At 56.1% G+C, this 25,025-nt stretch carries 25 protein-coding genes and 1 other annotated feature; of the genes, 11 read left to right on the top strand and 14 right to left on the bottom strand.

Going from position 1 to position 25,025, the window contains the following annotated elements; translation table 11 throughout:
- Nucleotides 1-26: 26 nt before the first annotated feature.
- From hisIE to hisL, 9 genes are all read right to left on the bottom strand, one after another.
- Nucleotides 27-638, bottom strand: a complete 612-nt coding sequence (hisIE, locus tag ACPXSQ_RS09120) for a bifunctional phosphoribosyl-AMP cyclohydrolase/phosphoribosyl-ATP diphosphatase HisIE (RefSeq protein WP_022623382.1) — start codon at nucleotides 636-638, stop codon at nucleotides 27-29.
- On the bottom strand, nucleotides 632-1,408 hold the full coding sequence (gene hisF, locus ACPXSQ_RS09115; RefSeq protein ID WP_013026353.1) for an imidazole glycerol phosphate synthase subunit HisF: 777 nt from the start codon (nucleotides 1,406-1,408) through the stop codon (nucleotides 632-634). The genes hisIE and hisF overlap by 7 nt, the downstream gene beginning before the upstream one ends.
- Nucleotides 1,390-2,127 carry a 1-(5-phosphoribosyl)-5-[(5-phosphoribosylamino)methylideneamino]imidazole-4-carboxamide isomerase gene (hisA, locus tag ACPXSQ_RS09110; RefSeq protein ID WP_426143465.1) on the bottom strand — a complete coding sequence of 246 codons (738 nt, stop codon included), beginning with the start codon at nucleotides 2,125-2,127 and terminating at the stop codon, nucleotides 1,390-1,392. The genes hisF and hisA overlap by 19 nt, the downstream gene beginning before the upstream one ends.
- Nucleotides 2,127-2,717: an imidazole glycerol phosphate synthase subunit HisH gene (hisH, locus tag ACPXSQ_RS09105; RefSeq protein WP_014594059.1), complete on the bottom strand. Its 591-nt coding sequence runs from the start codon at nucleotides 2,715-2,717 to the stop codon at nucleotides 2,127-2,129. Before hisH ends, hisA begins: the two co-directional genes overlap by 1 nt.
- The gene (gene hisB, locus ACPXSQ_RS09100; RefSeq protein ID WP_019106511.1) at nucleotides 2,717-3,784 is read right to left on the bottom strand and encodes a bifunctional histidinol-phosphatase/imidazoleglycerol-phosphate dehydratase HisB; all 1,068 of its coding nucleotides are present in this window, start codon (nucleotides 3,782-3,784) and stop codon (nucleotides 2,717-2,719) included. The genes hisH and hisB overlap by 1 nt, the downstream gene beginning before the upstream one ends.
- 2 nt (nucleotides 3,785-3,786) lie before the next feature.
- The gene (hisC, locus tag ACPXSQ_RS09095) at nucleotides 3,787-4,857 is read right to left on the bottom strand and encodes a histidinol-phosphate transaminase (RefSeq protein ID WP_013026348.1); all 1,071 of its coding nucleotides are present in this window, start codon (nucleotides 4,855-4,857) and stop codon (nucleotides 3,787-3,789) included.
- Nucleotides 4,854-6,161 (bottom strand): histidinol dehydrogenase, encoded by a 1,308-nt coding sequence (gene hisD / locus ACPXSQ_RS09090; protein WP_013026347.1) that lies wholly within the window; start codon nucleotides 6,159-6,161, stop codon nucleotides 4,854-4,856. Before hisD ends, hisC begins: the two co-directional genes overlap by 4 nt.
- Before the next feature lie 3 nt (nucleotides 6,162-6,164).
- Complete coding sequence (gene hisG, locus ACPXSQ_RS09085; protein WP_013026346.1) at nucleotides 6,165-7,064, bottom strand: ATP phosphoribosyltransferase; 900 nt, start codon at nucleotides 7,062-7,064, stop codon at nucleotides 6,165-6,167.
- Between the two features lie 52 nt (nucleotides 7,065-7,116).
- Nucleotides 7,117-7,237, bottom strand: a sequence feature (His leader region).
- Complete coding sequence (gene hisL / locus ACPXSQ_RS09080) at nucleotides 7,213-7,260, bottom strand: his operon leader peptide (RefSeq protein ID WP_100396937.1); 48 nt, start codon at nucleotides 7,258-7,260, stop codon at nucleotides 7,213-7,215. (Overlaps the previous feature by 25 nt.)
- Nucleotides 7,261-7,439: 179 nt before the next feature.
- On the opposite strand from hisL, the gene ACPXSQ_RS09075 reads away from it, so the two are divergent.
- Nucleotides 7,440-8,267, top strand: a complete 828-nt coding sequence (locus ACPXSQ_RS09075) for an SDR family oxidoreductase (RefSeq protein WP_019106508.1) — start codon at nucleotides 7,440-7,442, stop codon at nucleotides 8,265-8,267.
- A gap of 33 nt (nucleotides 8,268-8,300) precedes the next feature.
- Here ACPXSQ_RS09075 and ACPXSQ_RS09070 read toward each other — a convergent pair whose 3' ends face one another.
- Genes ACPXSQ_RS09070 through puuD form a run of 3 tightly spaced genes read right to left on the bottom strand, consistent with a single transcriptional unit; the run spans nucleotide 8,301 to nucleotide 10,921 of the window.
- Nucleotides 8,301-9,578 (bottom strand): NAD(P)/FAD-dependent oxidoreductase, encoded by a 1,278-nt coding sequence (locus ACPXSQ_RS09070; RefSeq protein WP_013026344.1) that lies wholly within the window; start codon nucleotides 9,576-9,578, stop codon nucleotides 8,301-8,303.
- 27 nt (nucleotides 9,579-9,605) lie between these two features.
- Nucleotides 9,606-10,163, bottom strand: a complete 558-nt coding sequence (gene puuR / locus ACPXSQ_RS09065; RefSeq protein WP_013026343.1) for an HTH-type transcriptional regulator PuuR — start codon at nucleotides 10,161-10,163, stop codon at nucleotides 9,606-9,608.
- On the bottom strand, nucleotides 10,160-10,921 hold the full coding sequence (puuD, locus tag ACPXSQ_RS09060) for a gamma-glutamyl-gamma-aminobutyrate hydrolase (RefSeq protein ID WP_013026342.1): 762 nt from the start codon (nucleotides 10,919-10,921) through the stop codon (nucleotides 10,160-10,162). Before puuD ends, puuR begins: the two co-directional genes overlap by 4 nt.
- 212 nt (nucleotides 10,922-11,133) lie before the next feature.
- Between puuD and ACPXSQ_RS09055 the strand changes: the two genes are divergently transcribed.
- Together ACPXSQ_RS09055 and ACPXSQ_RS09050 are read left to right on the top strand one after the other, a co-directional pair.
- On the top strand, nucleotides 11,134-12,549 hold the full coding sequence (locus ACPXSQ_RS09055; protein WP_015699960.1) for a glutamine synthetase family protein: 1,416 nt from the start codon (nucleotides 11,134-11,136) through the stop codon (nucleotides 12,547-12,549).
- Between the two features lie 372 nt (nucleotides 12,550-12,921).
- A complete protein-coding gene (locus ACPXSQ_RS09050) occupies nucleotides 12,922-14,280 on the top strand; it encodes an APC family permease (RefSeq protein ID WP_014594052.1) in 1,359 nt (452 codons plus the stop codon).
- 50 nt (nucleotides 14,281-14,330) lie between these two features.
- Here ACPXSQ_RS09050 and ygbI read toward each other — a convergent pair whose 3' ends face one another.
- The gene (gene ygbI / locus ACPXSQ_RS09045; protein WP_426143458.1) at nucleotides 14,331-15,101 is read right to left on the bottom strand and encodes a DNA-binding transcriptional repressor YgbI; all 771 of its coding nucleotides are present in this window, start codon (nucleotides 15,099-15,101) and stop codon (nucleotides 14,331-14,333) included.
- Between the two features lie 264 nt (nucleotides 15,102-15,365).
- Between ygbI and ltnD the strand changes: the two genes are divergently transcribed.
- The 5 genes from ltnD to ACPXSQ_RS09020 all read left to right on the top strand — a co-directional run bounded on the left by ltnD (nucleotide 15,366) and on the right by ACPXSQ_RS09020 (nucleotide 20,421).
- Nucleotides 15,366-16,271 carry an L-threonate dehydrogenase gene (gene ltnD, locus ACPXSQ_RS09040; protein WP_013026338.1) on the top strand — a complete coding sequence of 302 codons (906 nt, stop codon included), beginning with the start codon at nucleotides 15,366-15,368 and terminating at the stop codon, nucleotides 16,269-16,271.
- Nucleotides 16,271-17,533, top strand: a complete 1,263-nt coding sequence (otnK, locus tag ACPXSQ_RS09035; protein ID WP_029570262.1) for a 3-oxo-tetronate kinase — start codon at nucleotides 16,271-16,273, stop codon at nucleotides 17,531-17,533. Before ltnD ends, otnK begins: the two co-directional genes overlap by 1 nt.
- Nucleotides 17,526-18,152 carry an aldolase gene (locus ACPXSQ_RS09030; RefSeq protein WP_014605475.1) on the top strand — a complete coding sequence of 209 codons (627 nt, stop codon included), beginning with the start codon at nucleotides 17,526-17,528 and terminating at the stop codon, nucleotides 18,150-18,152. Before otnK ends, ACPXSQ_RS09030 begins: the two co-directional genes overlap by 8 nt.
- Nucleotides 18,152-18,937, top strand: a complete 786-nt coding sequence (locus ACPXSQ_RS09025; protein WP_013026335.1) for an HPr family phosphocarrier protein — start codon at nucleotides 18,152-18,154, stop codon at nucleotides 18,935-18,937. Before ACPXSQ_RS09030 ends, ACPXSQ_RS09025 begins: the two co-directional genes overlap by 1 nt.
- Before the next feature lie 128 nt (nucleotides 18,938-19,065).
- A complete protein-coding gene (locus tag ACPXSQ_RS09020; protein WP_014594048.1) occupies nucleotides 19,066-20,421 on the top strand; it encodes a GntP family transporter in 1,356 nt (451 codons plus the stop codon).
- Nucleotides 20,422-20,468: 47 nt separating this feature from the next.
- Here the strand turns inward: ACPXSQ_RS09020 and sbcB are convergent, their stop codons facing one another.
- Nucleotides 20,469-21,890, bottom strand: a complete 1,422-nt coding sequence (gene sbcB / locus ACPXSQ_RS09015) for an exodeoxyribonuclease I (RefSeq protein WP_013026333.1) — start codon at nucleotides 21,888-21,890, stop codon at nucleotides 20,469-20,471.
- Nucleotides 21,891-22,088: 198 nt separating this feature from the next.
- Between sbcB and dacD the strand changes: the two genes are divergently transcribed.
- The 3 genes from dacD to tmaR all read left to right on the top strand — a co-directional run bounded on the left by dacD (nucleotide 22,089) and on the right by tmaR (nucleotide 25,002).
- On the top strand, nucleotides 22,089-23,246 hold the full coding sequence (gene dacD, locus ACPXSQ_RS09010; protein ID WP_014605477.1) for a serine-type D-Ala-D-Ala carboxypeptidase DacD: 1,158 nt from the start codon (nucleotides 22,089-22,091) through the stop codon (nucleotides 23,244-23,246).
- 213 nt (nucleotides 23,247-23,459) lie between these two features.
- Complete coding sequence (locus ACPXSQ_RS09005; protein WP_024471873.1) at nucleotides 23,460-24,515, top strand: FUSC family protein; 1,056 nt, start codon at nucleotides 23,460-23,462, stop codon at nucleotides 24,513-24,515.
- A 160-nt stretch (nucleotides 24,516-24,675) separates the two neighbouring features.
- Nucleotides 24,676-25,002, top strand: coding sequence for a PTS system regulator TmaR (tmaR, locus tag ACPXSQ_RS09000; protein WP_013026330.1), 327 nt, complete (start codon nucleotides 24,676-24,678; stop codon nucleotides 25,000-25,002).
- The last annotated feature ends 23 nt before the right edge of the window (nucleotides 25,003-25,025 follow it).

Genomic DNA, 25,025 nt, shown 5'->3' with positions numbered 1-25,025 from the left:
GGAATTCTGAGCAGTATATTGCACCGTTATTTATGACGGGCGCGCAGATTACTGATGATCGTGCTGAGATCTAAATCCTGGTCCTGTAGCAAAACCAGCAGATGATAGATCAGATCCGAGGCTTCGTTAGTCAGCTCTTCGCGATCGTTCACCGTCGCCGCCAGTGCGGTCTCCACGCCTTCTTCACCGACTTTCTGCGCGATGCGCTTGGTGCCGCTGGCATAGAGTTTCGCGGTGTAAGAGCTGTCCGGATCGGCACTTTTGCGCGAGGCCAGCAGTTGTTCCAGCTGATAAAGGAACGTCCAGTCCGGTGCAGCAGGCGAGAAGCAGCTGGAGGTGCCTAAGTGGCAGGTTGGGCCAATCGGGTTCGCCAGCACCAGCAACGTGTCGTTGTCGCAGTCCGGCGTGATGCTGACGATCTGCAAAAAGTGGCCTGAGGTTTCCCCCTTGGTCCACAAGCGGTTTTTGGTGCGTGAGAAAAACGTCACGTTACCGTCCTGCAGGGTTTTATTCAGCGCATCCTGATTCATATAACCGTGCATCAGAACTTCACCCGACACGTTGTGCTGGACGATAACCGGCATCATGCCTTGGGTCTTTTCCCAGTCTAACCGGGACAGCTGTTGTTCAGTTAACACGCGCGAATCTCCACACCGTTGTCGATCAGAAAGCGTTTCAGCTCGCCGATATTAATAATCTGTTTGTGAAACACCGAGGCCGCAAGGGCACCGTCAACGTTGGCCTGCTCAAAGGCCTCAAGGAAGTGGGCCATGGTACCGGCTCCGCCAGAAGCAATCAGCGGCACCTTGCACACGTCACGGACTTTCTTGAGCTGCACCAGGTCATAGCCGTTGCGTACGCCGTCCTGATTCATCATATTCAGGACAATTTCGCCTGCGCCCAGCTTTTGCACTTCCTGTACCCAGTCCAGCGTTTCCCATTGGGTGACGCGCGTCCGGGATTCATCGCCCGTATACTGGTTAACGTGATATTTACCGCTGGCATCATCGAACCAGGTATCAATGCCCACCACAATGCACTGCACGCCAAAGCGGTCAGCCAGGCGGGTAATCAACGAAGGATCGGCCAGAGCAGGGGAGTTAATGGAGATTTTATCCGCGCCAAACTCCAGAATCCGGGCCGCATCTTCCGGGGTTTTAATGCCGCCGGCCACACAGAAAGGAATGTCGATAACCTCCGCCACGCGTGAAACCCAGCTTTTGTCTACAACGCGGTCGTCCGATGAGGCGGTGATATCATAAAACACCAGTTCATCGGCACCTTCTTCCGCATAGCGCTGCGCCAGCGGCACGATATCGCCAATAATTTCATGGTTGCGAAACTGAACGCCCTTAACCACCTGACCGTCGCGTACATCAAGACAGGGAATTATCCGTTTTGCCAGCATGCTATTGCCTCCGAAACTGTAAATTTGCCTTCCAGCAGCGCACGTCCGACAATCACGCCCTGAACGCCGCTACCGCGTAAGGCGGCAATATCACTGAGTTCACCAATACCGCCCGAAGACTGAAACGCGATCTGCGGAAAACGTGCGGTCACTTCTTTATACAGGTCGACGTTAGAGCCGCTGAGCGTACCGTCACGGGTAATATCTGTGCACAGAACATGCTTCAGGCCAACGGGCTGAAACTGTTCGATGACCTCTTCCAGCGTGATACCGGACGCTTCCTGCCAGCCGCTGATGGCGACCTCTTTGCGGTTCGCCGCATCGATGCGCACGTCCAGCGCCAGCACGATGGCGTCCGGGCCAAATTCGTTAAACCAGGCTTTGACTTCCTCAGGCTGTTTGACGGCAGTCGAACCGACCACCACCCGGCTGGCACCGGCATCCAGCAACGCTTTTACGTCATCCCGGTTACGGATACCGCCGCCAACCTGCACGACCGCCTCAACGCCGTTGAGCAGCTTCTTCAGTAAGGCAATCTGGCGTTTAGCCGGATCTTTGGCACCGGTCAGATCAACAAGGTGCAATACCGTTGCCCCCTGGCCGGCGTAGTCCTGCAACCGGGGCAGCGGATCGCTGCCGTAATCACGCTGTTGCGCATAATCACCCTGATGGAGGCGCACGACCTTGCCATCGATTAAATCTAAAGCGGGGATAATCATCACATCTCCAGGAAGTTTTTCAGCAACTGTGCGCCCACTTTGCCAGAGCGTTCCGGGTGGAACTGCACGCCAAAGAAGTTATCTTTCTGCACTGCGGCGGTAAAGGCCTGGCCATAGTGGCACTGGGCAATGGTGCTGGCATTCACCGGCATGGCATAGCTGTGGACGAAATAGAAATAGCTGCCTTCGTCGATGCCGCGAAACAGATGATTGCCCGCCTGAGCGGTAATCTGGTTCCAGCCCATGTGGGGAAGCGGTAATCCCTGTGTATCCATCAGCGAGACAGGATGGTCGATAATGCCCAGCGTCGGCACGCCACCGTTCTCTTCACTGTGGCTGCCCAGCAGTTGCATACCCAGACAAATACCCAATACCGGTTGCGTACAGGCCTTGACCAGCTCAATCAGCTCGCGCTCCTGCAGCTGGTTCATCGCGGCCTGCGCGGTGCCCACGCCCGGCAAAAACAGCTTATCGGCGCGCAGCACCACGTCAGGATGACGGCTGACTTCCGGCGCGTAGCCCAGACGCTCAACAGCCCATTTTACCGACGACAGGTTGGCACAGCCCGTATCCAGGATCACCACGTTCATCAGAGCACTCCTTTCGAGCTCGGCAGGGTATTTCCCTCAACGCGAATGGCCTGGCGCAGCGTGCGGCCAAAGGCTTTAAACAAGCTCTCTACGCGGTGATGGTCGTTTTTACCTTTCGTCTTGAGATGCAGGGTACTCATCATGGCGTAGGACAGCGAACTGAAGAAATGTTCCACCATCTCCGTGCTGAGATCGCCCACGCGCTGGTAGCTGAATTCGGCTTTGAATTCGATATGTGGACGACCAGAGATATCCAGCGCGCAGCGCGCCAGGCACTCGTCCATTGGCAGCACAAAACCAAAACGGCCAATGCCGCGCTTGTCGCCCAGGGCTTTCAGCAATGCCTCGCCCAGCGCCAGACCGGTATCTTCAACCGTGTGGTGGTCGTCGATATACAGATCGCCTTTCACTTCGATATTCATGCGAAAGCCGCCGTGCACCGCAATCTGATCCAGCATGTGGTCAAAGAAGCCCACACCGGTGTTAATCTTGCTGCTGCCTTCGCGATCCAGCCACAGTTCAACGCGAACCTGGGTTTCTTTGGTGTTGCGCTGCACCAGTGCGTAACGATCGCGTTGCGTCAGCTGCTGCTGAATGGCCTTCCAGTCCTGACCTTCTGCACCATAGCGAATACCCTGAATGCCCATATTCTCGGCCAGCTGAATATCGGTCTGACGGTCGCCAATCACATAGCTCTGAGCCGTGTCGAGAGCGCCCTCTGCCAGCCAGGCTTCCACCATTTTGGTTTTTGGCTTGCGGCAGTCGCAGTCATCTTCTGGCTTATGGGGACAGATCAAAATATCGCTAAAGCGAATGCCCTGGGAAGCCAGAATCTGCATCATCAGATTATGCGGGCCATCAAAATCGGCCTGAGGAAAACTGTCCGTGCCCAGGCCGTCCTGATTGGTGATCATGACCAACTGATAGCCCGCGTCCTGTAATGCCAGTAAGGCGGGGACAACATCAGGTTCGAACGCCAGCTTATCCATCCGATCTACCTGAAAATCCTGCGGAGGTTCAGAGATAATCGTGCCGTCGCGGTCAATAAAAAGGGTCTTCTGACTCATGCTTACTCCAGAGATAAGGCTTGCAGCGCGGCGATCAGGCGCTCGCACTCTGTTCGGGTTCCTACAGAGATACGCAGACAGCCTGCAAGGCCGGGGTTCTTGTTTTGGTCACGCAAAATAATGCCCTGATCCCACAAGGTTTTAAATACCCTGGGCGAGTCAGTAAAGCGCACCAAAATATAGTTGGTTTCGCTGGGAAATACCTGCTCGACCGCGCGAATCCGCGGTAACTGCTCAAACAGCCAGCTGCGATTGGCATTCAGCTCGGCTACGTGCTGACGCATCAGGGCAATGCCTTCTTCGCTCAGTGCCTGGCCTGCCACGTCGGCGACCGGGGTGGCAAGCGGATAGGGCGCAATAACTTTCATCAGCAGATCGATAACCGTCTTATTGGCCAGCGTAAAGCCACAGCGCAGGCCCGCCAGCGCGAAGGCTTTTGATAACGTACGCAGGATCACCAGGTGCGGGTAATCCTTTAACCAGCCCGCCAGCGTCGCCTCGGGACAGAATTCAATATAGGCTTCATCCGCCACCACCAGCGCTTTTCCGGCGGTCATAGCCAGCAGCTGACGGATAGCGTCCTGATCGATCAGGTTACCGGTGGGATTATTCGGGCTGCACATATAGACGACTTTCACGCCGTCCAGCTGTTCGGCGATGGCGGGCAGGTTTAACTGCCAGTCTTCCCGCGCCGGAACGGTACGGTATTCAATGCCGATGGTTTCGGCACTGACGCTGTACATGCCGTAGGTCGGCGGGCAGAAAAGAATGGCATCTTTGCCCGGCTCGCAGAAGGCACGCATCAGCAGCTCAATGCCTTCATCTGCGCCACGGCTGACCAGTACCTGCTCTGGCGTAAGCCCGGCATAGGCCGCATAGCGGGTGATAACCTGTTTCGGCTGGCACTCCGGGTAGCGATTCAGGGTTTGCTGCGACAGCTCGAAGGGCACCGGCAGCGGGAATTCGTTGGCATTCAGCCAGACATCGCCATTGCCCCCCAGGCGGCGAGCTGACTGATAGGGCGTCAGCGCACGCACGTTGGCGCGTGCCAGCTGTTCAATTTCCTGACTCATGCTTGCTCCTTGAGTGCGGCAACGCGCAACGTGACGGCATTTTTGTGGGCGTGCAGCTGTTCAGCGGCCGCCAGGGTTTCGATGGTCGCCGCCAGGTTCAGGAAGCCCTGCGGCGTCAGCTCCTGTACCGTCATGCGTTTCTGAAAGTCGGCCAGGCCCAGGCTGGAGCATGTCGCGGTGTAGCCATAGGTCGGCAGCACGTGGTTGGTGCCCGAAGCATAATCTCCTGCGGATTCCGGTGACCAGTCGCCCAGGAAAACCGAACCGGCGCTGGTAATCTGTTCCACCAGATCCCGTGGCGTGCGGGTTTGCAGAATCAGGTGCTCCGGACCATAGCGGTTGGAGATCGCAATGCATTGCTGCATATCCCGGGCGACGATCAGGCGGCTGCTTTCCAGTGCCTGGCGGGCTGTCGCCGCACGTGGCAACTGGGCCAGCTGATCCTCCACCGCCTCGGCGACGCGCTCGGCCAGCGCCAGCGAAGGCGTCAGTAAAATCACCTGCGAGTCAGGGCCGTGTTCCGCCTGCGACAGCAGATCAGAGGCAACGAAGGCCGGTGTGGCACCTTCATCGGCAATCACCAGCACTTCCGACGGGCCAGCGGGCATATCAATCGCCGCGCCATCAAGGCACTGGCTGACCTGACGTTTGGCTTCGGTAACCCACGCGTTGCCCGGACCAAAAATTTTATCTACCTTAGGGATGCTTTCGGTGCCAAAGGCCAGGGCGGCAATCGCCTGTGATCCACCCACCTGGAACACTTCTTCCACACCGCAAAGTTTGGCCGCGTAGAGAATTTCATCAGCAATCGGCGGGGGCGAGCACAGCACCACGCGACCACAGCCCGCAATCCGCGCCGGGGTAGCCAGCATCAGAACGGTAGAAAACAGCGGGGCAGAACCGCCCGGAATATACAAGCCCACCGATTTCATCGGGCGCGTAATTTGCTGACAGCGCACGCCGGGCTGCGTTTCCACATCCACCGGCGGCAGGATCTGCGCACGGTGAAAGGTTTCAATATTGCCAATGGCCACGGCCATCGCCTGTTTCAGCTCGTCACCAAGGCGATCGCTGGCCGCCTGCATCTGCTGTGGCGTAACGCGCAGGTCGTCTGTTTCAACCTTGTCAAAGCGCGCGCTGAATTCTCGTAAAGCCGCATCGCCTTCCTCTTTCACTCTGACCAACACATCGCGCACGATCTGGCTGATGCTCTCAGACGAGGCGAGCGCAGGGCGTGCCAACAGCGCCTGCTGCGCCTCGCTGCTGCAGGCTTCCCAGTTCACGGGCGTCATGATTCTGCTCATCGTTTACTCCAGCATTTTTTCGATTGGCAACACCAGAATTGAACTGGCACCCAGCGCTTTGAGTTTTTCCATGGTTTCCCAGAACAGCGTTTCACTGCTTACCATGTGCATCGCCACGCGGCTGACATCGCCCGCCAGCGGCAGAACGGTAGGGCGCTCGGCGCCAGGCAACAGGCTGATCACGTCTTCCAGACGCTCACTCGGCGCGTGCAGCATGATGTATTTGGATTCTCGCGCTTTAATCACGCCCTGAATACGGGTCATCATTTTATCAATCAGCTCCTGCTTGGCCGCTGGCATCTCGCCGTCGCGCTGAATCAACACGGCTTTCGAGCGATAGATGACTTCGACTTCGCGCAGGCCGTTCGCTTCCAGCGTCGCGCCGGTGGACACCAGATCACAGATGGCGTCGGCCAGACCGGCACGCGGGGCCACTTCGACCGAGCCGTTTAATAAACAGGATTTAAAATTGATGCCTTGCTTGTCGAGGTACTGCTTTAACAGGTGAGGATAGGAGGTGGCGATACGGGCGTTATTCAGGCACTGTGGGCCGGTATATTCGTCATCAACCGGCATTGCCAGCGACAGACGGCAGCCGCCAAAATCCAGGCGACGTAGCGTGAAGTAACGCGGGTCTTCGCCCTGCGCGCGGCGGTCCAGCATCTCTTCTTCCAGCACGTTCTCGCCGATAATGCCCAGATCCACTACGCCGTCCATCACCAGTCCCGGAATATCGTCATCGCGCACCCGCAGGATATCAATAGGCATATTTTCCGCAAAGGCGATCAGACGCTGTTGCTGAAGATTAATTTTGATACCACAGCGCGCCAGGAGCTCGCGTGAATCATCGCTTAATCGACCTGATTTCTGCATAGCTATGCGTAAACGGCTATTGTCTAACATCGTTCCTGTCCCCTTGATTGACCTGTCCTGAATGATTGATTTGCGTCAGCCCATAAAAAAACCCCCGGAAGACGATCTTCCGGGGGTTCTCTTGCGTTCGCACCACTGGAAGATCCTAGACGTCTTCCAGCACACATCGCCTGAAAGACTAGTCAGGGTGATGGTGGTGATGATGGTTGAACTGAACGCGTGTCATAAAATTCTCGATTAATGAAATCTTATTCATTTGTGTGGAATTAACCTAACGAAGATAGTTGAAATTGGCAACTCTTTTTTAATGTTGATATTCGCAAAGCGCCGAAACACTTTGAACTGGTTTGCAACTCAGGGGGAGCTTAAGATGGGAGAATCTTTGAGTCTGCAGCAGGAGACAACATGAAAAAGGTCGCAATAGTAGGACTGGGTTGGCTGGGCATGCCGTTAGCCATGGCGTTGAGCGCCCGAGGCTGGCAGGTGACCGGCAGCAAAACCACGCCGGATGGCGTTGAAGCGGCGCGTCGCTGCGGGTTAGACGCGTTTCAACTGGAACTGACGCCCGACCTTATCTGCGATGCTGAAGATCTGGATGTGCTGTTCGACGTTGACGCCCTGGTCGTTACCTTACCCGCCAGTCGCACGGCAGAGGGCGGGGACGCCTACGTTCAGGCGGTACAAAACGTGGTAGACACGGCGTTGGCCCATAGCGTACCGCGCATTATTTTCACCAGCTCAACCTCCGTGTACGGCGGCAGTTCGGGGATCAAAACGGAAAAAAGCCTGCTGCAGCCGGAAACCACAGCGGGCAAAACGCTGGTGGATCTGGAAAACTGGCTGCACGATCTGCCCGGTACCAGCGTGGATGTTCTGCGTCTGGCGGGGCTGGTGGGGCCTAAGCGTCATCCGGGACGTTTTTTGGCCGGTAAGCAGGCGCTACCCAACGGTTCCCACGGGGTCAATCTGGTTCACCTTGATGATGTGGTGGAAGCGATCATGCTGCTGCTGCAAACGCCCAAGGGCGGCCGGACCTTTAACCTGTGCTCTCTGAAACATCCGTCCCGCGCGCACTTTTATCCCGGCGTGTCACGCCAGCTCGGCATGACGCCGCCGACTTTCGCCGCCGAGGCGAGTGACGACAGCGGTAAGCTGATAGACGGTTCGCGTATCTGTCATGAGCTGGGTTTTGAGTACCGCTACGACGATCCCCAAAAAATGCCGCTGGAATAACGCTGGCGCTGCCCTGCACGCGCAACCCGGTATTTACACGCCGAGCCTGTCGCGCAGCGCATACCATGCGGCGCCCATCGCCGTCAGTGGCACTTTAAACCGCCGTCCGCCAGGGAAGGGCAGATGCGGAAGCTTCGCAAAGGCGTCGAAGCGCTCCGCATCGCCGCGCAGCACTTCGCTGATAAGCTTGCCGGAAAGGTGAGTACAGGTGACGCCGTGACCGCTGTCGCCCTGCATAAAATAAACGTTGTTTTCCAGCCGACCAAACTGCGGCATGCGCGACAGCGTCAGCAAAAAATTGCCGCTCCAGGCGAAATCAATTTTTACGTTGTGCAACTGCGGAAAGGTGCGCAGCATCTTGGGACGGATCATTTTCTCCACGTCGCCAGGTTCCCGCGCGCCGTAAACGACGCCGCCGCCGTATAGCAGGCGGTTATCTGCGGTCAGGCGGAAATAATCCAGCAGATAGTTACAGTCCTCGACCGAATAGTTATTGGGTAACAGCGCAAGCGCCCGATCCCGTGACAGCGGTTCGGTCGCGATAATCTGCGAGCCGCACGGCATGCTTTTCCGGCTCAGGCGTGGTTCCAGCTCCGAAGGTAAATAGGCGTTACCCGCGAAGATCAGAAAAGTGGCACGCACTTCACCTTGTGCTGTTTTCACCCGGTTTGGCGCACCATAGTCAACGCTTAACGCAGCAGAATGCTCATAAATGCGTCCGCCGTGACGACGAATCGCTTCGGCTTCGCCCAGCGCCAGATTCAGTGGATGCAGATGCGCACCACGTTTGTCGAGTAATCCGCCGACATAGCGTTCTGTCGCGACTTCCCGCCGAATGCCCCGTTCGTCCAGCAGTTCCAGCTCATGATTGCCATAGCGCGCCCAGGCCGCTTTTTGTTTCGCCAGATGCGCCATCTGACGAGAATTAAAGGCGGCAAAAATGCCACCCGGGCGGTAGTCGCAGGCGATCGCATAACGATCGATACGATCGCGGATAATATCCCCGCCTTCAAACATCATGCTGCCCAGCATTTTCGCGGTGTCTTTGCCATAACGCTGTTCAATCACATCTACATCCCGGCTGTAGGAGTTCACTGCCTGTCCGCCGTTGCGACCGCTGGCACCAAAACCGACCCGTGCGGCTTCAAGCAGTACCACATCATAGCCCGCCTCGGTTAAAAACAAACCGGCTGACAGGCCAGTAAAGCCCGCGCCGATAATGCAGACGTCACACTGAATGCTTTCCTGTAATACTGGCCAGGGCGCATGTGGATTCATTGTTGCGGTGTAGTAATTTTCCACATAATTCATATTTAGCTCCTTGGCAGACGGCCCCCATCAAAAATTGGCGGGCGTATGGGCACTGACGATGCGGCAGGGCACATCGGCAAGGTTGGTAAAGCTGTGCGGCAGGCCGGTATCAATGACGTAACTCTCACCGGCAGACAGGTGAAATTGCTGGCCGTTTATCTCCAGAACGATCTGACCTTCCAGCAGCGTACCGGTTTCTTCGCCCGCGTGGTGCAGTTTTTCCCCGGTACTGGCACCGGGAAGATAGGTCTCCAGCAGCATGCCCAGGGCGCGCTTTGGGGTGCCGTTATCAATCAGCTTCAGTGAAACGCCCCGGCTGCCGATCTCCAGCAGATCCTCGGGCCGGACAACCACGTTGGGCGCATCCTGGCTGTGAGGTTCGGAGAAAAATTCCGACAGCGACAGACCATAAACTTTCAACAGTTTTTGTAGCGTGCTGACCGCCGGGCTGACCTTGTCCTGCTCAATGGTGCTGATGGCACTGTGCGTCAGGCCAGCCAGTTCAGCGACGCGCCGTTGAGATAATCCCATCGCCTGGCGAATTTGCGACAGCCGACGTCCGGGAGCCTGATTCGCATCATTCATTGCTGCTTTTCCCGTTGATAATGACGCGCGGCCTGAATAAAGCCGTTAAACAGCGCAAAGGACGGCGTTGCGGGTTTCAACTGCCACTCGGGATGCCACTGTACTGCCAACGCAAAAGGATGCCGGCTGAGGCTGACCGCCTCAATCAGGCCATCTGGCGCCCGGGCTTCAATGCGCAGCTGTGGCCCGGTTTCGCGTATCCCCTGATGATGAACGGAATTCACGATTAACGGCGCCGGGCCGAGCAGCGCGGCCAGTAGCCCTCCGGGTTCAATATTCACATCATGGGCAGGTGCGTACTGTTGCGACAGCGGGGCAGCGTCATCGTCGTGATGGCGCTGAAACTGTGGATGCTGATTAAGATGACGGTAAAGTGCGCCGCCGTTGGCTACCACCAGCTCCTGCATGCCGCGGCAGATGCCAAAGAGCGGGAGTTGCTTACCCACGGCGTGTGTGATCAGATTAAAGGCCAGCCTGTCCCGTCCGACATCCGCGTCGGGTTCTTCGCCTGCTTCACCATACAGCCAGGGTTCAAGGTTGCTGGGGCTGCCGGTCAGCAAAATTCCGTCCAGCGCAGCCATAGCGTTTTCTGATAGATGAGGGGCAGCCATAAGCTGATGAGGCAGCGCAAGCGGCACGCCACCGGCGGTAACGACGGCATCAAGATATTTATTGTGCACCGACTGAACCGGATGCCCGTGATGATGCGTCTGACACATCACTACGCCGATCAACGGCTTGTCAAAAATAATGCCCATCTTTCCCCCTCAACAGCTGTTCGAAATATTTGACGAAAAGGGCATATCTGATGGTTAAGTGTGCAATATTTTGTCAATCTAGCAACCCACTGCCGGATCTTCAAACAGATTTGTTACATTTGCACACTTTTTGTGTTAGCGCTATGTTAGAGGTGTGGCGGTTTTTTTGAGCATTACGCACTCCCATTTTGTGGTTAAAGGCGGATGAAATCATGACTAACCTGGTAGAAGTAGAAGACTTCACGTTGCACAGTGAAGAGAGACGAACCAGCGCGTTCCAGCAAGAGGTTAAAAACTGGCTGGAGCGCCACCCTGAAACCCAGTACGTTGATATTTTACTTAATGATTTAAATGGTGTTTTTCGCGGTAAGCGTATTCCCGTCTCCGCGCTGGCTAAGCTGGAAAAGGGCTGCTACTTTCCCGCCTCGGTCTTTGCCATGGATATTCTTGGCAACACCGTTGAAGAGGCCGGACTGGGACAATCCCTCGGTGAGCCCGATAATCTTTGCCTTCCTGTTCCCGGCACGCTCGTTCCCTCCGCCGCCGATCCGCAACACATTGCACAACTGCTGCTAACCATGTGCAACCAAGATGGCACTCCCTTTGACGTTGAACCCCGAAATGTCCTGAACCGGCTGTGGCAACAGCTGCGTAACCGTGGACTGTTTCCGGTGGTAGCGGTAGAGCTGGAGTTCTATCTGGTCGATAAAAAGCGCGACGCGGAAGGTTTTATTCAGCCGCCCTGCGCACCGGGCAGCGACGATCGCAATATGCAGAGCCAGGTCTATTCCCTGGACAATCTTGATCACTTCTCTGAAGTCTTACGGGATATCGATACCCTGGCCCGCCTGCAGGGCATTCCTGCCGACGGCGCGCTGGCGGAAGCGTCACCGGGGCAGTTTGAAATTAACCTGCATCACACCCGGGATGTCCTGAGCGCCTGCGATCATGCCATTCAGCTTAAGCGCCTTATCCGGCAGGTGGCTGAGAATCACGGTATGACCGCTACCTTTATGGCGAAGCCCTATGAAGACTATGCGGGCAGTGGGATGCACGTACACATCAGTATGCTGGACGCGGCCGATCACAACGCCTTTGCCTGCGACGACGGCAGCGACTCTCCGCTGCTGAAGCGAACCCTGGCCGGTATGATCGATTTAATGCCGGCCTCCATGGCGTTGCTAGCCCCTAACGTCAATGCCTTCCGCCGTTTTGTCCCGGAGGCGTACGTGCCGTTGCAGGCCTCGTGGGGCCATAACAACCGCACGGTGGCGTTGCGCATTCCCTGTGGGGATCTTGAAAGCCGCCGAATCGAGTATCGAGTGGCGGGAGCGGATGCTAACCCCTATCTGGTGATGTCCGCGATTTTAGCTGGCATGTTGCACGGTCTGGATACGCAACTGCCTTTGCCGCAGCCGGTTAAAGGCAATGGTCACGAGGCGGAAGGGTTAGCGTTACCCATCCGTCAAAGTGATGCCCTTACCGAGTTTGAAAGCAGCTATCCTTTACAAAAATTACTGGGTGAGAAATTTGCCAAAGTGTGGTTTAGCTGTAAAAATTATGAGCTAATGCAGTTTGAAAGGTTAATCACTGCCACAGAAATCGACTGGATGTTAAAGAATGCCTGATTAATTTTTTGCATTCTCTGCGACAACGTCTTGAAATAATGCGTTGGGTTGGGGCAAAATACGCCTCCTGCAAATTCAGAACATAACCGACGCTCACCGCGTCGGTTATTTTTTTGCATGTTACAACAGAGTGAATTTTCACTGACACAAACGAGGCCGGGCGCGTACCCGGATAGATAAACACTGAAAACACGCACCCGCGTGAGATTGAGGATGTAAAGATGGGGTTGTTTAACACACTGCCAGCGCAGGCTGGTACACGTTTTCGTGATGACTACGGCGCCGCTGCCGCAAACCTTACTCCCTGTCGCTTAATGCGCAGTATCCTTGTGAATCAACCCAGTCAGGTTGCTGCGCAAGGAGGACTGAAGCATGTCGCTTAATACCTCTGCTGCACCACAACGTGCCCAACTGAAAAAAACGCTGACTTTACTTCCGGTCGTCATGATGGGCTTAGCCTACATGCAGCCTATGACCCTGTTCGATACCTTTGGTATTGTGTCGGGCCTGACCGATGGTCACGTTGCCACCGCCTATGCTTTCGCCCTGATTGCGATTCTGTTCACTGCCGTGAGTTACGGTAAGCTGGTACGCCGCTTCCCATCTGCGGGCTCCGCTTATACCTACGCTCAAAAGGCAATCAGTCCGCACGTCGGTTTTATGGTGGGCTGGTCATCGCTGCTGGACTACCTGTTCATGCCGATGATCAACATCCTGCTGGCAAAAAACTATTTTGAAACCCTGGTGCCAGGTATCCCCTCGTGGATTTTCGTGGTGCTGCTGGTGGGCTTTATGACGCTCTCCAACCTTAAGGGAATCAAAACCGTCGCCAACTTCAACAGCGTGATCGTGATCCTGCAGGTTGTGGTGATGGTCGGTATTACTGCCATGGTGATCTACGGTGTGGCGCACGGTGAAGGTGCAGGAACAGTGGTAAGCAGCAAACCGTTCTGGTCGGAAAACGCCCACGTGGTGCCGATGATTACGGGAGCGACCATCCTGTGTTTCTCTTTCCTGGGTTTTGACGGCATCAGTTCGCTGTCGGAAGAAACGAAAGATGCAGAACGTACCATTCCGCGTGCGATTTTCCTGACCGCGCTGATTGGTGGCCTGATGTTTATCGTGGCCTCCTACTTCCTGCAGCTGTACTTCCCGGACATCTCGCGCTTTAAAGAGCCGGACTCCTCACAGCCGGAGATCATGCTCTACGTCGCGGGCAAAGCGTTGCAGGTCGGTATCCTGATCTTCTCCGTGGTCACCGTACTGGCTTCCGGCATGGCGGCGCACGCGGGCGTATCACGTCTGATGTACGTAATGGGCCGTGATGGCGTATTCCCGGAGCGTTTCTTCGGCTATATCCATCCGAAATGGCGCACGCCGTCACTGAACGTGATTCTGGTCGGTGCCGTCGCGCTGATGGCCATTAACTTCGATCTGGTTACCGCGACTGCGCTGATTAACTTTGGTGCGCTGGTGGCGTTTACCTTCGTTAACCTGTCGGTGATTGCGCAGTACTGGATACGTGAAAAACGTAACAAAACCCTGAAAGATCACTTCCAGTATCTGGTTCTACCGATGCTGGGCGCGCTGACCGTTGGTGCGCTGTGGGTTAACCTGGAGCAGAGCTCGATGGTTCTGGGCTTGATCTGGGCCGCCATTGGTATTCTCTACCTGGCCTTTGTGACCCGCAGTTTCCGCAATCCGGTTCCCCAGTTTAGCGAAGAAGTGTAATCCCCCTGGTCCTGCTCTGTGCCCAATAACGTGACAGAGCAGGGCTGTTCTTATTCGCTTTTTCCGGCCATCATCAGTTCCCAACTTCCTGCCTGTAACGCATTTCGTCCTGCGGCATTCAATTGATCATCCGTCACGATCACATCAAACTTCTCCAACGGTAAGGCCAGCCACGTCGCGATTTTATCGTACTTAGAGCTGTCGCTGAGCAGGATGCTTTTGCTGCTGACCTCGCACACGGCCTGTTTAACCGCCACCTTGTCTTCATCCGGTGTAAACAATCCGCGCAGCCCCCAGCTTGAGGTGGACACAAAGGCGATATCTATCGCAAGTTGACGCAGGTGACGTGCCGCCGCATCGCCAATGCAGGAGCGGTTATCCCGGCACACCGTACCGCCGGTGTGAATCACCCGACAGCGACTCGCCTCCATCAGCAGATTGGTCACCATAAAATCATTAGTGACGACCAGCAGATCCTCCCGATCGGCAATTTCCCGCGCCAGCGCCAGCGTGGTGGTGCCGGCATCCAGATAGATGCAGCTGTCTGGCGGAATAAGCTGAGCGGCTAACTTGCCAATGGCTTTTTTTTCTTCATTGAACAGGGCCGTTTTGGTCAGATGTGAGGGCTCGCTCGCCAGCCTGTTAGCGGAACGAACACCGCCCGACACCGAGAGTACCGCGCCCTGTTCTTCCAGCTTTTGCACATCCCGGCGAATAGTCATATGTGACACGCCAAAACGCTCCGTAAGCTCGTTAATGCTCATTACGCCGCGCTCTGCCACCAGAGCCAGAATCTGTTGATGACGCTCAACCGGAATCATAACCACCTCGTTTTATCATTTTTTCACATTGTAGAGCATCGTCATGTGAAGAAACATGGAAATTTTGACTCCATTTTTCCTGAAAAACCGCGCATTAACCGCCCGTGAGTGGGAGTAGCAAGCGGTGAGTGATGTGAAAAAATGTTTTACAGCGGCCTCTGTGAGTTAATTTATGTGAATAAGAACACGGTTTTGCGCGTCGTTTATTGGCACTATTAACAACAGAAATCAAAAATTCACTTAAATTAACAATGGAGGCCAGCGATGCCAGTTTCACATATTTGTGTCATAGGCTTAGGCTCAATGGGAATGGGCGCCGCGCAGTCCTGCATTCGTGCCGGGCTGTCAACCTGGGGCGTGGATCTGAATCCGCAGGCGCTGGATGCGCTGCGTCAGGCGGGCGCGCGCGATGCTCAGACGTCGGCGCATGCCTTTGCCAGCCAGCTTGATGCTGTGCTGCTGCTCGTGGTGAATGCCAAACAGGTTAACACGATCCTGTTTGGCGAGCAGGGGCTGGCCGCCAGGCTGAAGCCAGGCACGGCGGTAATGGTTTCTTCCACCTTGTCCGCGCAGGATGCACAGCAGATCGCCGCAAAACTGGCGGACTATCACCTCCTGATGCTGGATGCACCGGTATCCGGCGGGGCGGCCAAAGCCGCCAGCGGCGAGATGACCGTGATGGCGTCCGGCAGCGACGAGGCGTTTGCTGCCCTGCAACCGGTACTGGATGCGGTGGCCGCGAAGGTTTATCGCGTCGGCACGGAAATCGGTCAGGGATCGACGGTCAAGATTATTCATCAGCTGCTGGCTGGCGTGCACATTGCCGTCGGGGCCGAAGCCATGGCGCTGGCCGCCCGCGCCGGGATCCCGCTGGAGACGATGTATGAGGTGGTGACCAATGCGGCCGGCAACTCGTGGATGTTCGAAAACCGTATGCGCCATGTCGTCGATGGCGACTACCGACCGACATCCGCGGTAGATATCTTTGTCAAAGATCTCAACCTGGTCGCCGAGACGGCGAAAGCCCTGCATTTCCCGCTGCCGCTGGCCTCCACCGCACTGAATATGTTCACCGAGGCCAGCAATGCCGGTTATGGCCGTGAGGATGACAGTGCGGTCATTAAAATCTTCAGCGGCATTACGCTGCCTCAACGCGAGGGGGAAATCTGATGCGGTTAGGGGTCATTGCCGACGATTTTACCGGCGCAACCGACATTGCCAGCTTTCTGGTACAGAACGGGCTTTCTACCCTTCAGTTTAACGGCATCCCGAAACAGGCCGCTGTGCCGGATGCACAGGCCATTGTGGTCAGCCTGAAATCGCGGTCCTGCCCGCCCGCGCAGGCCGTCAGCCAGTCGCTTGACGCGCTGCGCTGGCTGCAGGCGCAAGGCTGTGAGCGCTTTTATTTTAAATACTGCTCCACGTTCGACAGCACCTCCTCGGGCAATATCGGTCCGGTGACGGATGCGCTCATGGCCGCACTGGATGAGACGCTGACGGTGATCTGCCCGGCGTTGCCGGTGAACGGGCGCACCGTTTATCAGGGTTATCTGTTTGTGGGTGAACAGCTGCTGTCGGATTCCGGCATGCGCCATCATCCGGTCACGCCAATGACCGACAGTAACCTGCTACGGCTGATGGAGAGCCAGAGCACGGGAAAAGCCGGGCTCATCTCTGCGACCACGATAGAGCAGGGTGCAGGCGCGATATCACGGCAACTTGAGCAGCTGCGTGCTCAGGGGGTGAATTACGCGGTGCTTGATACGCTTACTGAGCAACATCTGCTGAACCAGGGCGAAGCACTCACCTCGATGCGGCTGGTCACGGGCGGCTCCGGGCTGGCGATTGGCCTGGCGCGCCAGTGGTCAACGACCCACCGCGATGACCCGCAAGCACAGCGCGCGGGTTACCCACAGGGCCAACGGGCGGTAGTGCTCTCGGGCTCCTGCTCACAAATGACCAACCGCCAGGTCAATGCCTATCGCCAGCAGGCATCCGCCCAGGAGATCAGCGTGTCGCGCTGCCTCAGCGACGAAAAGTACGCCGAGGCGTTATGCGACTGGGTCGCAGAGCATGCTGATGAGCCCCTCGCACCCATGCTCTATGCCACAGCGGATGCGCAACAGCTGCAGTCGATTCAACAGCACTATGGCGCACAGCGCAGCAGTGAGGCGGTGGAGCAGCTGTTTGCCCAGATAGCTCGCACGCTGAAGTCCCGGGGCTGGCAGCGCTTTATCGTCGCAGGCGGCGAAACCTCTGGCGTGGTCGCCCAAAGCCTGGGCGTGACTGCATTCCATATTGGTCCGGTGATTTCGCCCGGCGTGCCCTGGGTGAGAGATATCGGGCAGCCGTTGTCACTCGCGCTGAAGTCAGGCAATTTTGGTGATGAACAGTTTTTCCGCCGCGCACAAACGGAGTTTTCCCATGACTGAACAACAGGCCCGTGAAGAGATGGTCAGGCTGGGCGCATCTTTCTTCCAGCGCGGTTATGCCACAGGATCGGCCGGTAATCTTTCGCTGCTGCTGGACGATGGCACCCTGCTGGCGACGCCCACCGGCTCCTGCCTGGGCGAACTGGATGCCCAGCGCCTGTCTAAAGTGACGTTACAGGGGGAGTGGATAGCCGGGGATAAACCCTCAAAAGAGATCGCCTTTCACCGGGCGCTCTACCTGAATAACCCCGACTGCCGGGCAGTGGTTCATCTGCACAGCCACTATCTGACCGCGCTCTCATGCCTGCAAAATCTGGACAGCCAGAACTGCATCCGCCCGTTTACGCCCTACGTGGTAATGCGGGTGGGCGATGTGCCGGTGGTGCCCTACTATAAACCCGGCGACGCGCGACTGGCGGAAGATCTGGCTCTTCTGGCGCCGCGCTACCGTGCTTTCCTGCTGGCGAACCATGGTCCGGTGGTGGTGGGCAAATCCCTGCAGGAAGCCGCGGACAATACCGAAGAGTTGGAAGAAACCGCACGCCTGATGTTTACCCTGGGCGACCGGGCCATTCGCTATCTTACCGCCGACGAAGTCGCCGAACTCAGGAGCCGATAATGCCAACGTTTGCAGCTAACTTATCTACCCAGTTCAATGAGGTGCCCTTTCTGCAGCGCTTTGCCGCCGCTGCACAGGCGGGCTTTGACGCGGTTGAATTTCTGTTTCCTTACGACTATCCGGCTGAGCAACTGAAAACGCTGCTCGATGACAACGGGCTTAAACTGGTGCTGTTCAATACCGCACCGGGCAACGTGGCTGCGGGGGAATGGGGGGTTTCAGCCATTCCCGGCCGGGAAGCGGAGGCAAGAGCCGATATCGACAGGGCTCTGGACTACGCGCTGGCGCTGGATTGCCCACAGGTGCACATCATGGCGGCAACCGTCCCTTCCGGTGCCGATCGCCAGCAGTATGTTGAGACGTTCATCGGTAATATGCGTTATGCAGCAGAACGCTTCGCCCCACACAACATCCGGTTGTTAATCGAAGCGTTAAATCCCACCACTAAACCCCATTATCTCTATGCCAGCCAGTATCAGACGCTGGAGATGGTTGAGCTCATCGATCGTCCCAACGTCTTTACCCAACTGGATCTGTTCCATGCCCAGATGGTGGACGGCAATCTCAGCCACCTCATTCGCCACTACGCCGGGCGTTATCAGCATGTGCAAATCGCCGCCGCGCCCAGTCGTCATGAACCTGACGAGGGCGAGATCAACTATCCCTGGCTGTTCAGCCTGCTTGATGAGGTGGGTTACGAGGGCTGGATCGGCTGCGAATATTTCCCGCGCGGGGACACCGTGGAAGGGCTGAGCTGGCTGGCGCCCTGGGCGAAACACCGCTGAGTTAAGGTTAAAAAATCACACCGGTGCTGCGGCAGCGGTGCAGTTCTGGTCGTCTTTAAAACGGACCAGCACCAGGTAGAGCTGTAGCCAAAAAACGCTAAAAAAGATAACTATTCCAGAGGTTTACTATGACGACTGCGTTGCTGTTAGCCATTGCGACCGCCAGCATTGTGATTTTGCTGTTGCTGGTCATTAAAGCCAAAGTCCATCCCTTTGTCGCCCTGTTGATTGTCAGCCTGCTGGTGGCGATCGCCACCGGTATTCCGGCTGAAAAAATCATGGAAACCATCATCAGCGGTATGGGGGGATTGCTGGGACACATCACCATCATTATCGTGCTGGGAGCCATGCTCGGGGCGATTATCGAAGCTTCGGGCGGAGCCGAGTCGCTGGCGCAGCGCTTCAGCAAAACGCTGGGCCTGAAACGCACTGTTGCTGCACTGACCATGGCCGCCTTTATTCTGGGCATCCCGGTGTTTTTTGAAGTGGGTTTTATCATTGTTATCCCGCTGATCTACGGCTTTACCAAAGTGGCGCGGGTTTCTCCCCTGAAGTTTGGCCTGCCAATGGCCGGTGTGATGTTAACGGTACACGTGGCGCTGCCCACCCATCCGGGTGCCGCGGCCGCTGCGGCCATTTTGCACACCGATATGGGCTGGCTGATGATGTTGGGGATTCTGGTCTCGGTGCCGGTCGGCATTTTAGGTTATTACGTCGCAAAGGTGATGAACCGTCGCCAGTATCATCTGTCGGTCGAGGTGCTGGAGCAGCTGCAGATGGCGAAGCCGGAAGGCGCGCAGAAGAAAAATGAACCTGCACCGCCGGGTGCGCTGACCATCAGCGGTTTGATCGTGGTGCCAATTGTGCTGATTGTATTAGGTACGCTGTCTCACTCGCTGCTGGCGCAGGACAGCCTGCCAGGTAAAATCATGACGGTGATTGGCACACCGCCCATAGCGCTGCTGATTGCGTTGGGCCTGGCCGCCTGGCTACTGGGCATCCGCCGTGGCTGGAGCAAAGATAAGCTGGAAGATCTGACCGGCCGGGCCATCCCCGGATCGGCGAGCGTGATTCTGGTGGCGGGCGCGGGTGGGGCCTTTGGGAAGGTGCTGGTGGAGTCCGGCGTCGGTAAAGCGCTGGCGCTAGCGCTGGAAACGCTGCACCTGCCATTAATCCCCGCGGCCTTTATTCTGTCGCTGGCGCTGCGCGCCTCGCAGGGGTCGGCTACCGTCGCGATTCTTACCACCAGCGGCCTACTGACGCAGGCCGTGACCGGCATTGATGATATGCACCGTGTTCTGGTCACGCTGGCAGTGTGCTTCGGCGGGCTAGGGCTGTCTCATGTCAACGATGCGGGCTTCTGGGTGGTGACGCGCTATCTGGGCCTGTCGGTAGCGGATGGATTAAAAACCTGGACGGTACTGACAACCCTGATGGGGATGACCGGTTTTGTTCTGACGTGGGCGCTGTGGTTTGTGATTTGATATGTTGGCCGGGAAAGGCGATTCGCGTTTCCCGGCCAGTCTGAGCGTCAGGACACCAGTTCCTGCGCATACAGATACAGCGCTTTTAACTGGGCCAGCTTTTCCTGATCGCTTTCATGCAGGCTGGCCAGCGATTCCAGCTCCATCAAAAACGACTGCACCTTATCCGGATTCAGTACTTCGCGACGGTGCTGCAGCCAGCGCTGTTGTTCAGCATCATCCAGGGTGCCGGGGAAGTTCCGCGCCCGATAACGAAACAGCAACTTCGCCACGCGCGGACTGTCAAACGTCAGATCCAGCGCGGGCAGGTTAGCCGGCGCCGTCTGGCGAATAATGTTCATGCCCGCCCGATCGGCATCGCTAAAGAAGCCATCGTAGAGCTGGGTATCCACATCATCCGACGGCGTAAAGGGTTCCGCATCGGCAAATATCGCCACCAGCTTTTCACGTATTTCAGGATGCTGACGCAGCGTCGCCAGATTATCCAGACAAGACTTGCGATCGATGCCCAACCGCCCGGCATCTTCAGGCCGCAGGGTATTCGCCGGAGCCAGCACGGGGCACTTATTGATGTGCACCAGCTTAACGGGAATGGCTGATTGATCGCCCAACTCGCTTTTGCGCGTGTAGAGACGTTCGCGCAGGCTGTCGGCATCCAGTGTTAAAAGCGGCGTCATATCGCCGGCCAGGTCGACCACGATCAGCGCATTGCGGTTATCCGGATGCCAGGCAAGCGGCACCACCCAACTGGTATTGCCGCGTGCTGCGCCAAACATGCCGGAAACGTGCACCAGCGGCTTCATCTGTGGAATATCGATCAGGGTCATGAGTTTGTTTTTGTTGCGATGCGTAAACAAAAACTCGAACAGCTTAGGCTGTTTCTCTTTCACCAGTTTCGCCATTGCGAGTGTGGCATAGACATCCGACATCGCATCGTGGGCGTTTTCATGGGCTACGCCGTTGGCTTTGGTCAGGTGCTCCAGCCGGAAGCTGGGAAAACCGTCTTCATTTTCGGGCCAGTTGATGCCTTCGGGCCGCAGCGCATAGCAGGCACGCATCACGTCCAGCAAATCCCAGCGAGAGTTACCGTTTTGCCAGCTCCAGCCATAGGGATCGTAGAAGTTGCGGTAGAAAATATTGCGTGTCACTTCATCGTCGAAGCGCACGTTGTTGTAGCCCACCACGCAGGTTTGTTCGGCGGTGAACAGGGCATGAATGCGGGCGGCAAACTCGGCCTCGCTGACGCCCCGCGAGGCGGCAATTTGCGGCGTAATACCGGTAATCATTACCGCTTCAGGCTGGGGCAGATAGTCGTCCGGCGGACGGCAGTAAAACACCTCTGGCTCGCCAACCGGATTAAAGTTGCTGTCGGTACGTAACCCGGCAAACTGCGCCGGACGATCCCGTGACGGACTGGTGCCGAAGGTTTCGTAATCATGGAATAAGAAAGTGAATTCAGAGGCGGGCACGTCGCTGTCCTGTCTGCAAAAAAATCAACGTTCAGGATAGTCTTCTGCGCTCGCCAGCACAACCGTACTGACCAAAGCTGCGTGGTGGCACCCGGCAGTTCATATTTTTTTTCAATTTAATTAAACCTTCTTAAGGCTTTTGCCGTAAAACGTCCGGCTGTTCCCGTCTGTTTTATTTGTGCAACTAAGGATGAAGTGTTGAAAAGGCGTCTGTTAATTACCGTAACTGTTTTTTGGGCTTCGCTGGCACAGGCCGACGATATGCCGTTTCCCGTGACGCCGCCGGCGATCGATGCCGCATCATGGGTGCTAATGGATGCCACCACGGGGCAGGTGCTTACGGCGGGCAATCCTGACGAACGCCGCAATCCGGCCAGCCTGACCAAGTTAATGACGGGCTATGTCGTTGACCGCGCCATCGATCAAAAGAAAATTACGCGCGACGATATGGTCACCGTGGGGAAAGACGCCTGGGCCGCAGGCAATCCGGTCTTTAAAGGTTCATCGCTCATGTTCCTGAAACCGGGCGATAAGCTGAGCGTGCGCGACTTAAGCCGCGGTGTCATTATCGATTCGGGTAACGATGCCTGCGTGGCGCTGGCCGATTATGTCGCGGGCAGCCAGGACAACTTTGTGAAGTTGATGAATCATTACGTGGAGAAACTGGGCCTGACCAATACCCATTTCGAAACCGTCCACGGTCTGGATGCGCCAGGACAGTTCTCCAGTGCGCTGGACATGGCAAAGCTGTCTCGCGCCATCATCGACGGCGAGCCGGATTTCTATGCCATGTACCGTGAGAAAACCCTGACCTGGAATGGCATCACTCAGAACAACCGCAATGGTCTGCTGTGGGATAACAGTCTTCACGTGGATGGTCTGAAAACAGGTCATACCGAAACCGCAGGATTTAATATCATCGCCTCAAATGTGGTCGGTCAGCATCGCCTGATTGCCGTGGTGATGGGCGGTAAAAGCGCGAAAGGGCGCGAAGAGCAGGCGCGTAAACTGCTGGTCTGGGGCCAGAATACGTTCGATACGGTCCAACTGTTCCATGCGGGCAAGAAGATCGGCAGCGAACACGTGTGGTACGGCAATCCGCATCAGGTTGAGGTGGGCACGGCAAATGATGTTTACCTGTCGCTCCCGCGCAGTGAAATTCCGAACGTGAAAGCCAAATACGTGATTAACCGTAGCGATCTGGAAGCACCGCTGAAAGCCAATGAGAACATTGGTGAGATTCAGGTTATGGATAAAGACAAGCAGATTGCCAGTTATCCGCTGGTGGCGCTCAGTGCCGTTAACGAAGCCGGCATGTTTAGCCGCCTCTCCGACTATCTGAAACGTAAGTTTTAATCTCAGGCCACGCGCACCTGCCTGCCGGGCAGGTGCCGCGAGGGCTCGCATCGCAGGACCCTATTGCCACCTGAACGGTTTATTTTGCTGATTTACCGCCACAGGTTGGTGATAATGGCCCAATGTGTCACGTATTGACTAAAATATTGACGGCGCGCCAGGACTCACACGGTGCATCGCGTAGAATCACCTCTTTACCCGCGGACAGCTATCTTGCGCTCTGATAAGCCCATCTCTAATCTGGAATTCTGGTTATATCGCCATTACCGTAGCGTGCACGGCTTGCGCATCGCGGTGGCGTTTCTTTTTGCCTTTTTGTTTGTGCGGATGACCGGCATTCCCGAAGGCACCTGGCCGCTGATTACGCTGGTGGTGGTGATGGGGCCGATCTCCACGTGGGGCAATGTGTTTCCCCGCGCCATTCAGCGCATTGGCGGCACGATTGCCGGGTCAATTTCGGGATTGATTGCGCTCAAGCTGGAGATGATTTCGCTACCGGGCATGCTGGCCTGGTGCGCGCTGATCATGTTTATCAGCGGCTATCTGACCCTGGGAAAGCATCCCTATATGGCGCTGTTGATTGGCATTACGCTCTGCGTAGTGGTCGGCGCGCCAATGGGGGATTTCACCGTCGCCATGTGGCGTGGCGGCGATGTGATTTTAGGCTCGCTGCTGGCGCTGATATTTACCGCTGTCTGGGCACAGCGCGCCTACATTCACTGGCGTATCCAGCTTTCGGATACGCTGGGCGAGATGGCAAAAATCTATCATGCAGGTTTTTCCGCTAACCTGGTGGAAAAGCCGCGACTGAATAAGCCCTTTGGGAAGTTGCTCTCCAGCGTCATCAAAATGCGCGCGCTGTTGGAGCCGTCCAGCAAAGAAACGCGTATTCCTAAATCGGTATTTGAAGCGATTCAGACCATAAACCGTAATATGGTGTACACCATTGAGATGCAAATTAATGCCTGGTGGGCATCGAGGGAAAGCCATCTGATTATGCTGAATGCGCCGACGCTGCGCCGTACTCAGCAGATGACGGAAAACGCGCTACGAACGTTGTCGGAGATGGCGGTGAAAGGGGAAACCTATGACATCATCGCGGCCAACCATGAGTTAACGGAAATCGTCAATGAACTTAAGCAGTTGATCGCCAGCGGCAGTGACCGTCTGGAGGAAACGCCAATTTATGGCTATGTCTGGTTGAGTCTGGAGCTGGCGAAGCAACTGGAGCGCATGACGGACTTACTGCGTCTGGCGCTGCGTAAATAATCACCTCAGACAATGACTTAATGCGAAACCCGGTTTTTTTGCGCTAAGATAAGAGCCAGTCCGAATTTAGCTGTGAGAATTGCCCTTAAGGCTGGCTAGCCGCTAAGCTGATCGTTTTGACTCTCTCCCTGCTTTAGCAGGCTTAAAGAAAGGTGCCATCATGGAAAATGCCAAGCAATCATTTCAGGACGTACTTGAGTTTGTCCGTACGTTTCGCCGCAAGAACAAACTGCAGCGTGAAATTGTCGATAATGAGAAGAAAATTCGTGACAACCAAAAGCGTGTTCTGCTGCTGGACAACCTGAGCGAATACATTAAACCCGGCATGAGCGTGGAAGCGATACAGGAAATCATCGCCAGCATGCGTGCGGACTATGAAGATCGCGTGGATGAATACATCATCAAAAACGCCGACCTCTCGAAAGAGCGCCGTGAGCTGTCTAAAAAGCTCAAGACCATGGGCGTGGGTGAAACCAAAGCGCCGTAAGGGTGCGCGAATAACGGAAACCC

This window comes from Pantoea sp. EEL5 (assembly GCF_049892805.1).
Lineage (GTDB): Bacteria > Pseudomonadota > Gammaproteobacteria > Enterobacterales > Enterobacteriaceae > Pantoea > Pantoea ananatis.
Note: the sequence above shows the minus strand (reverse complement) of the source record. Positions and strands in the feature narration are given on the sequence as shown.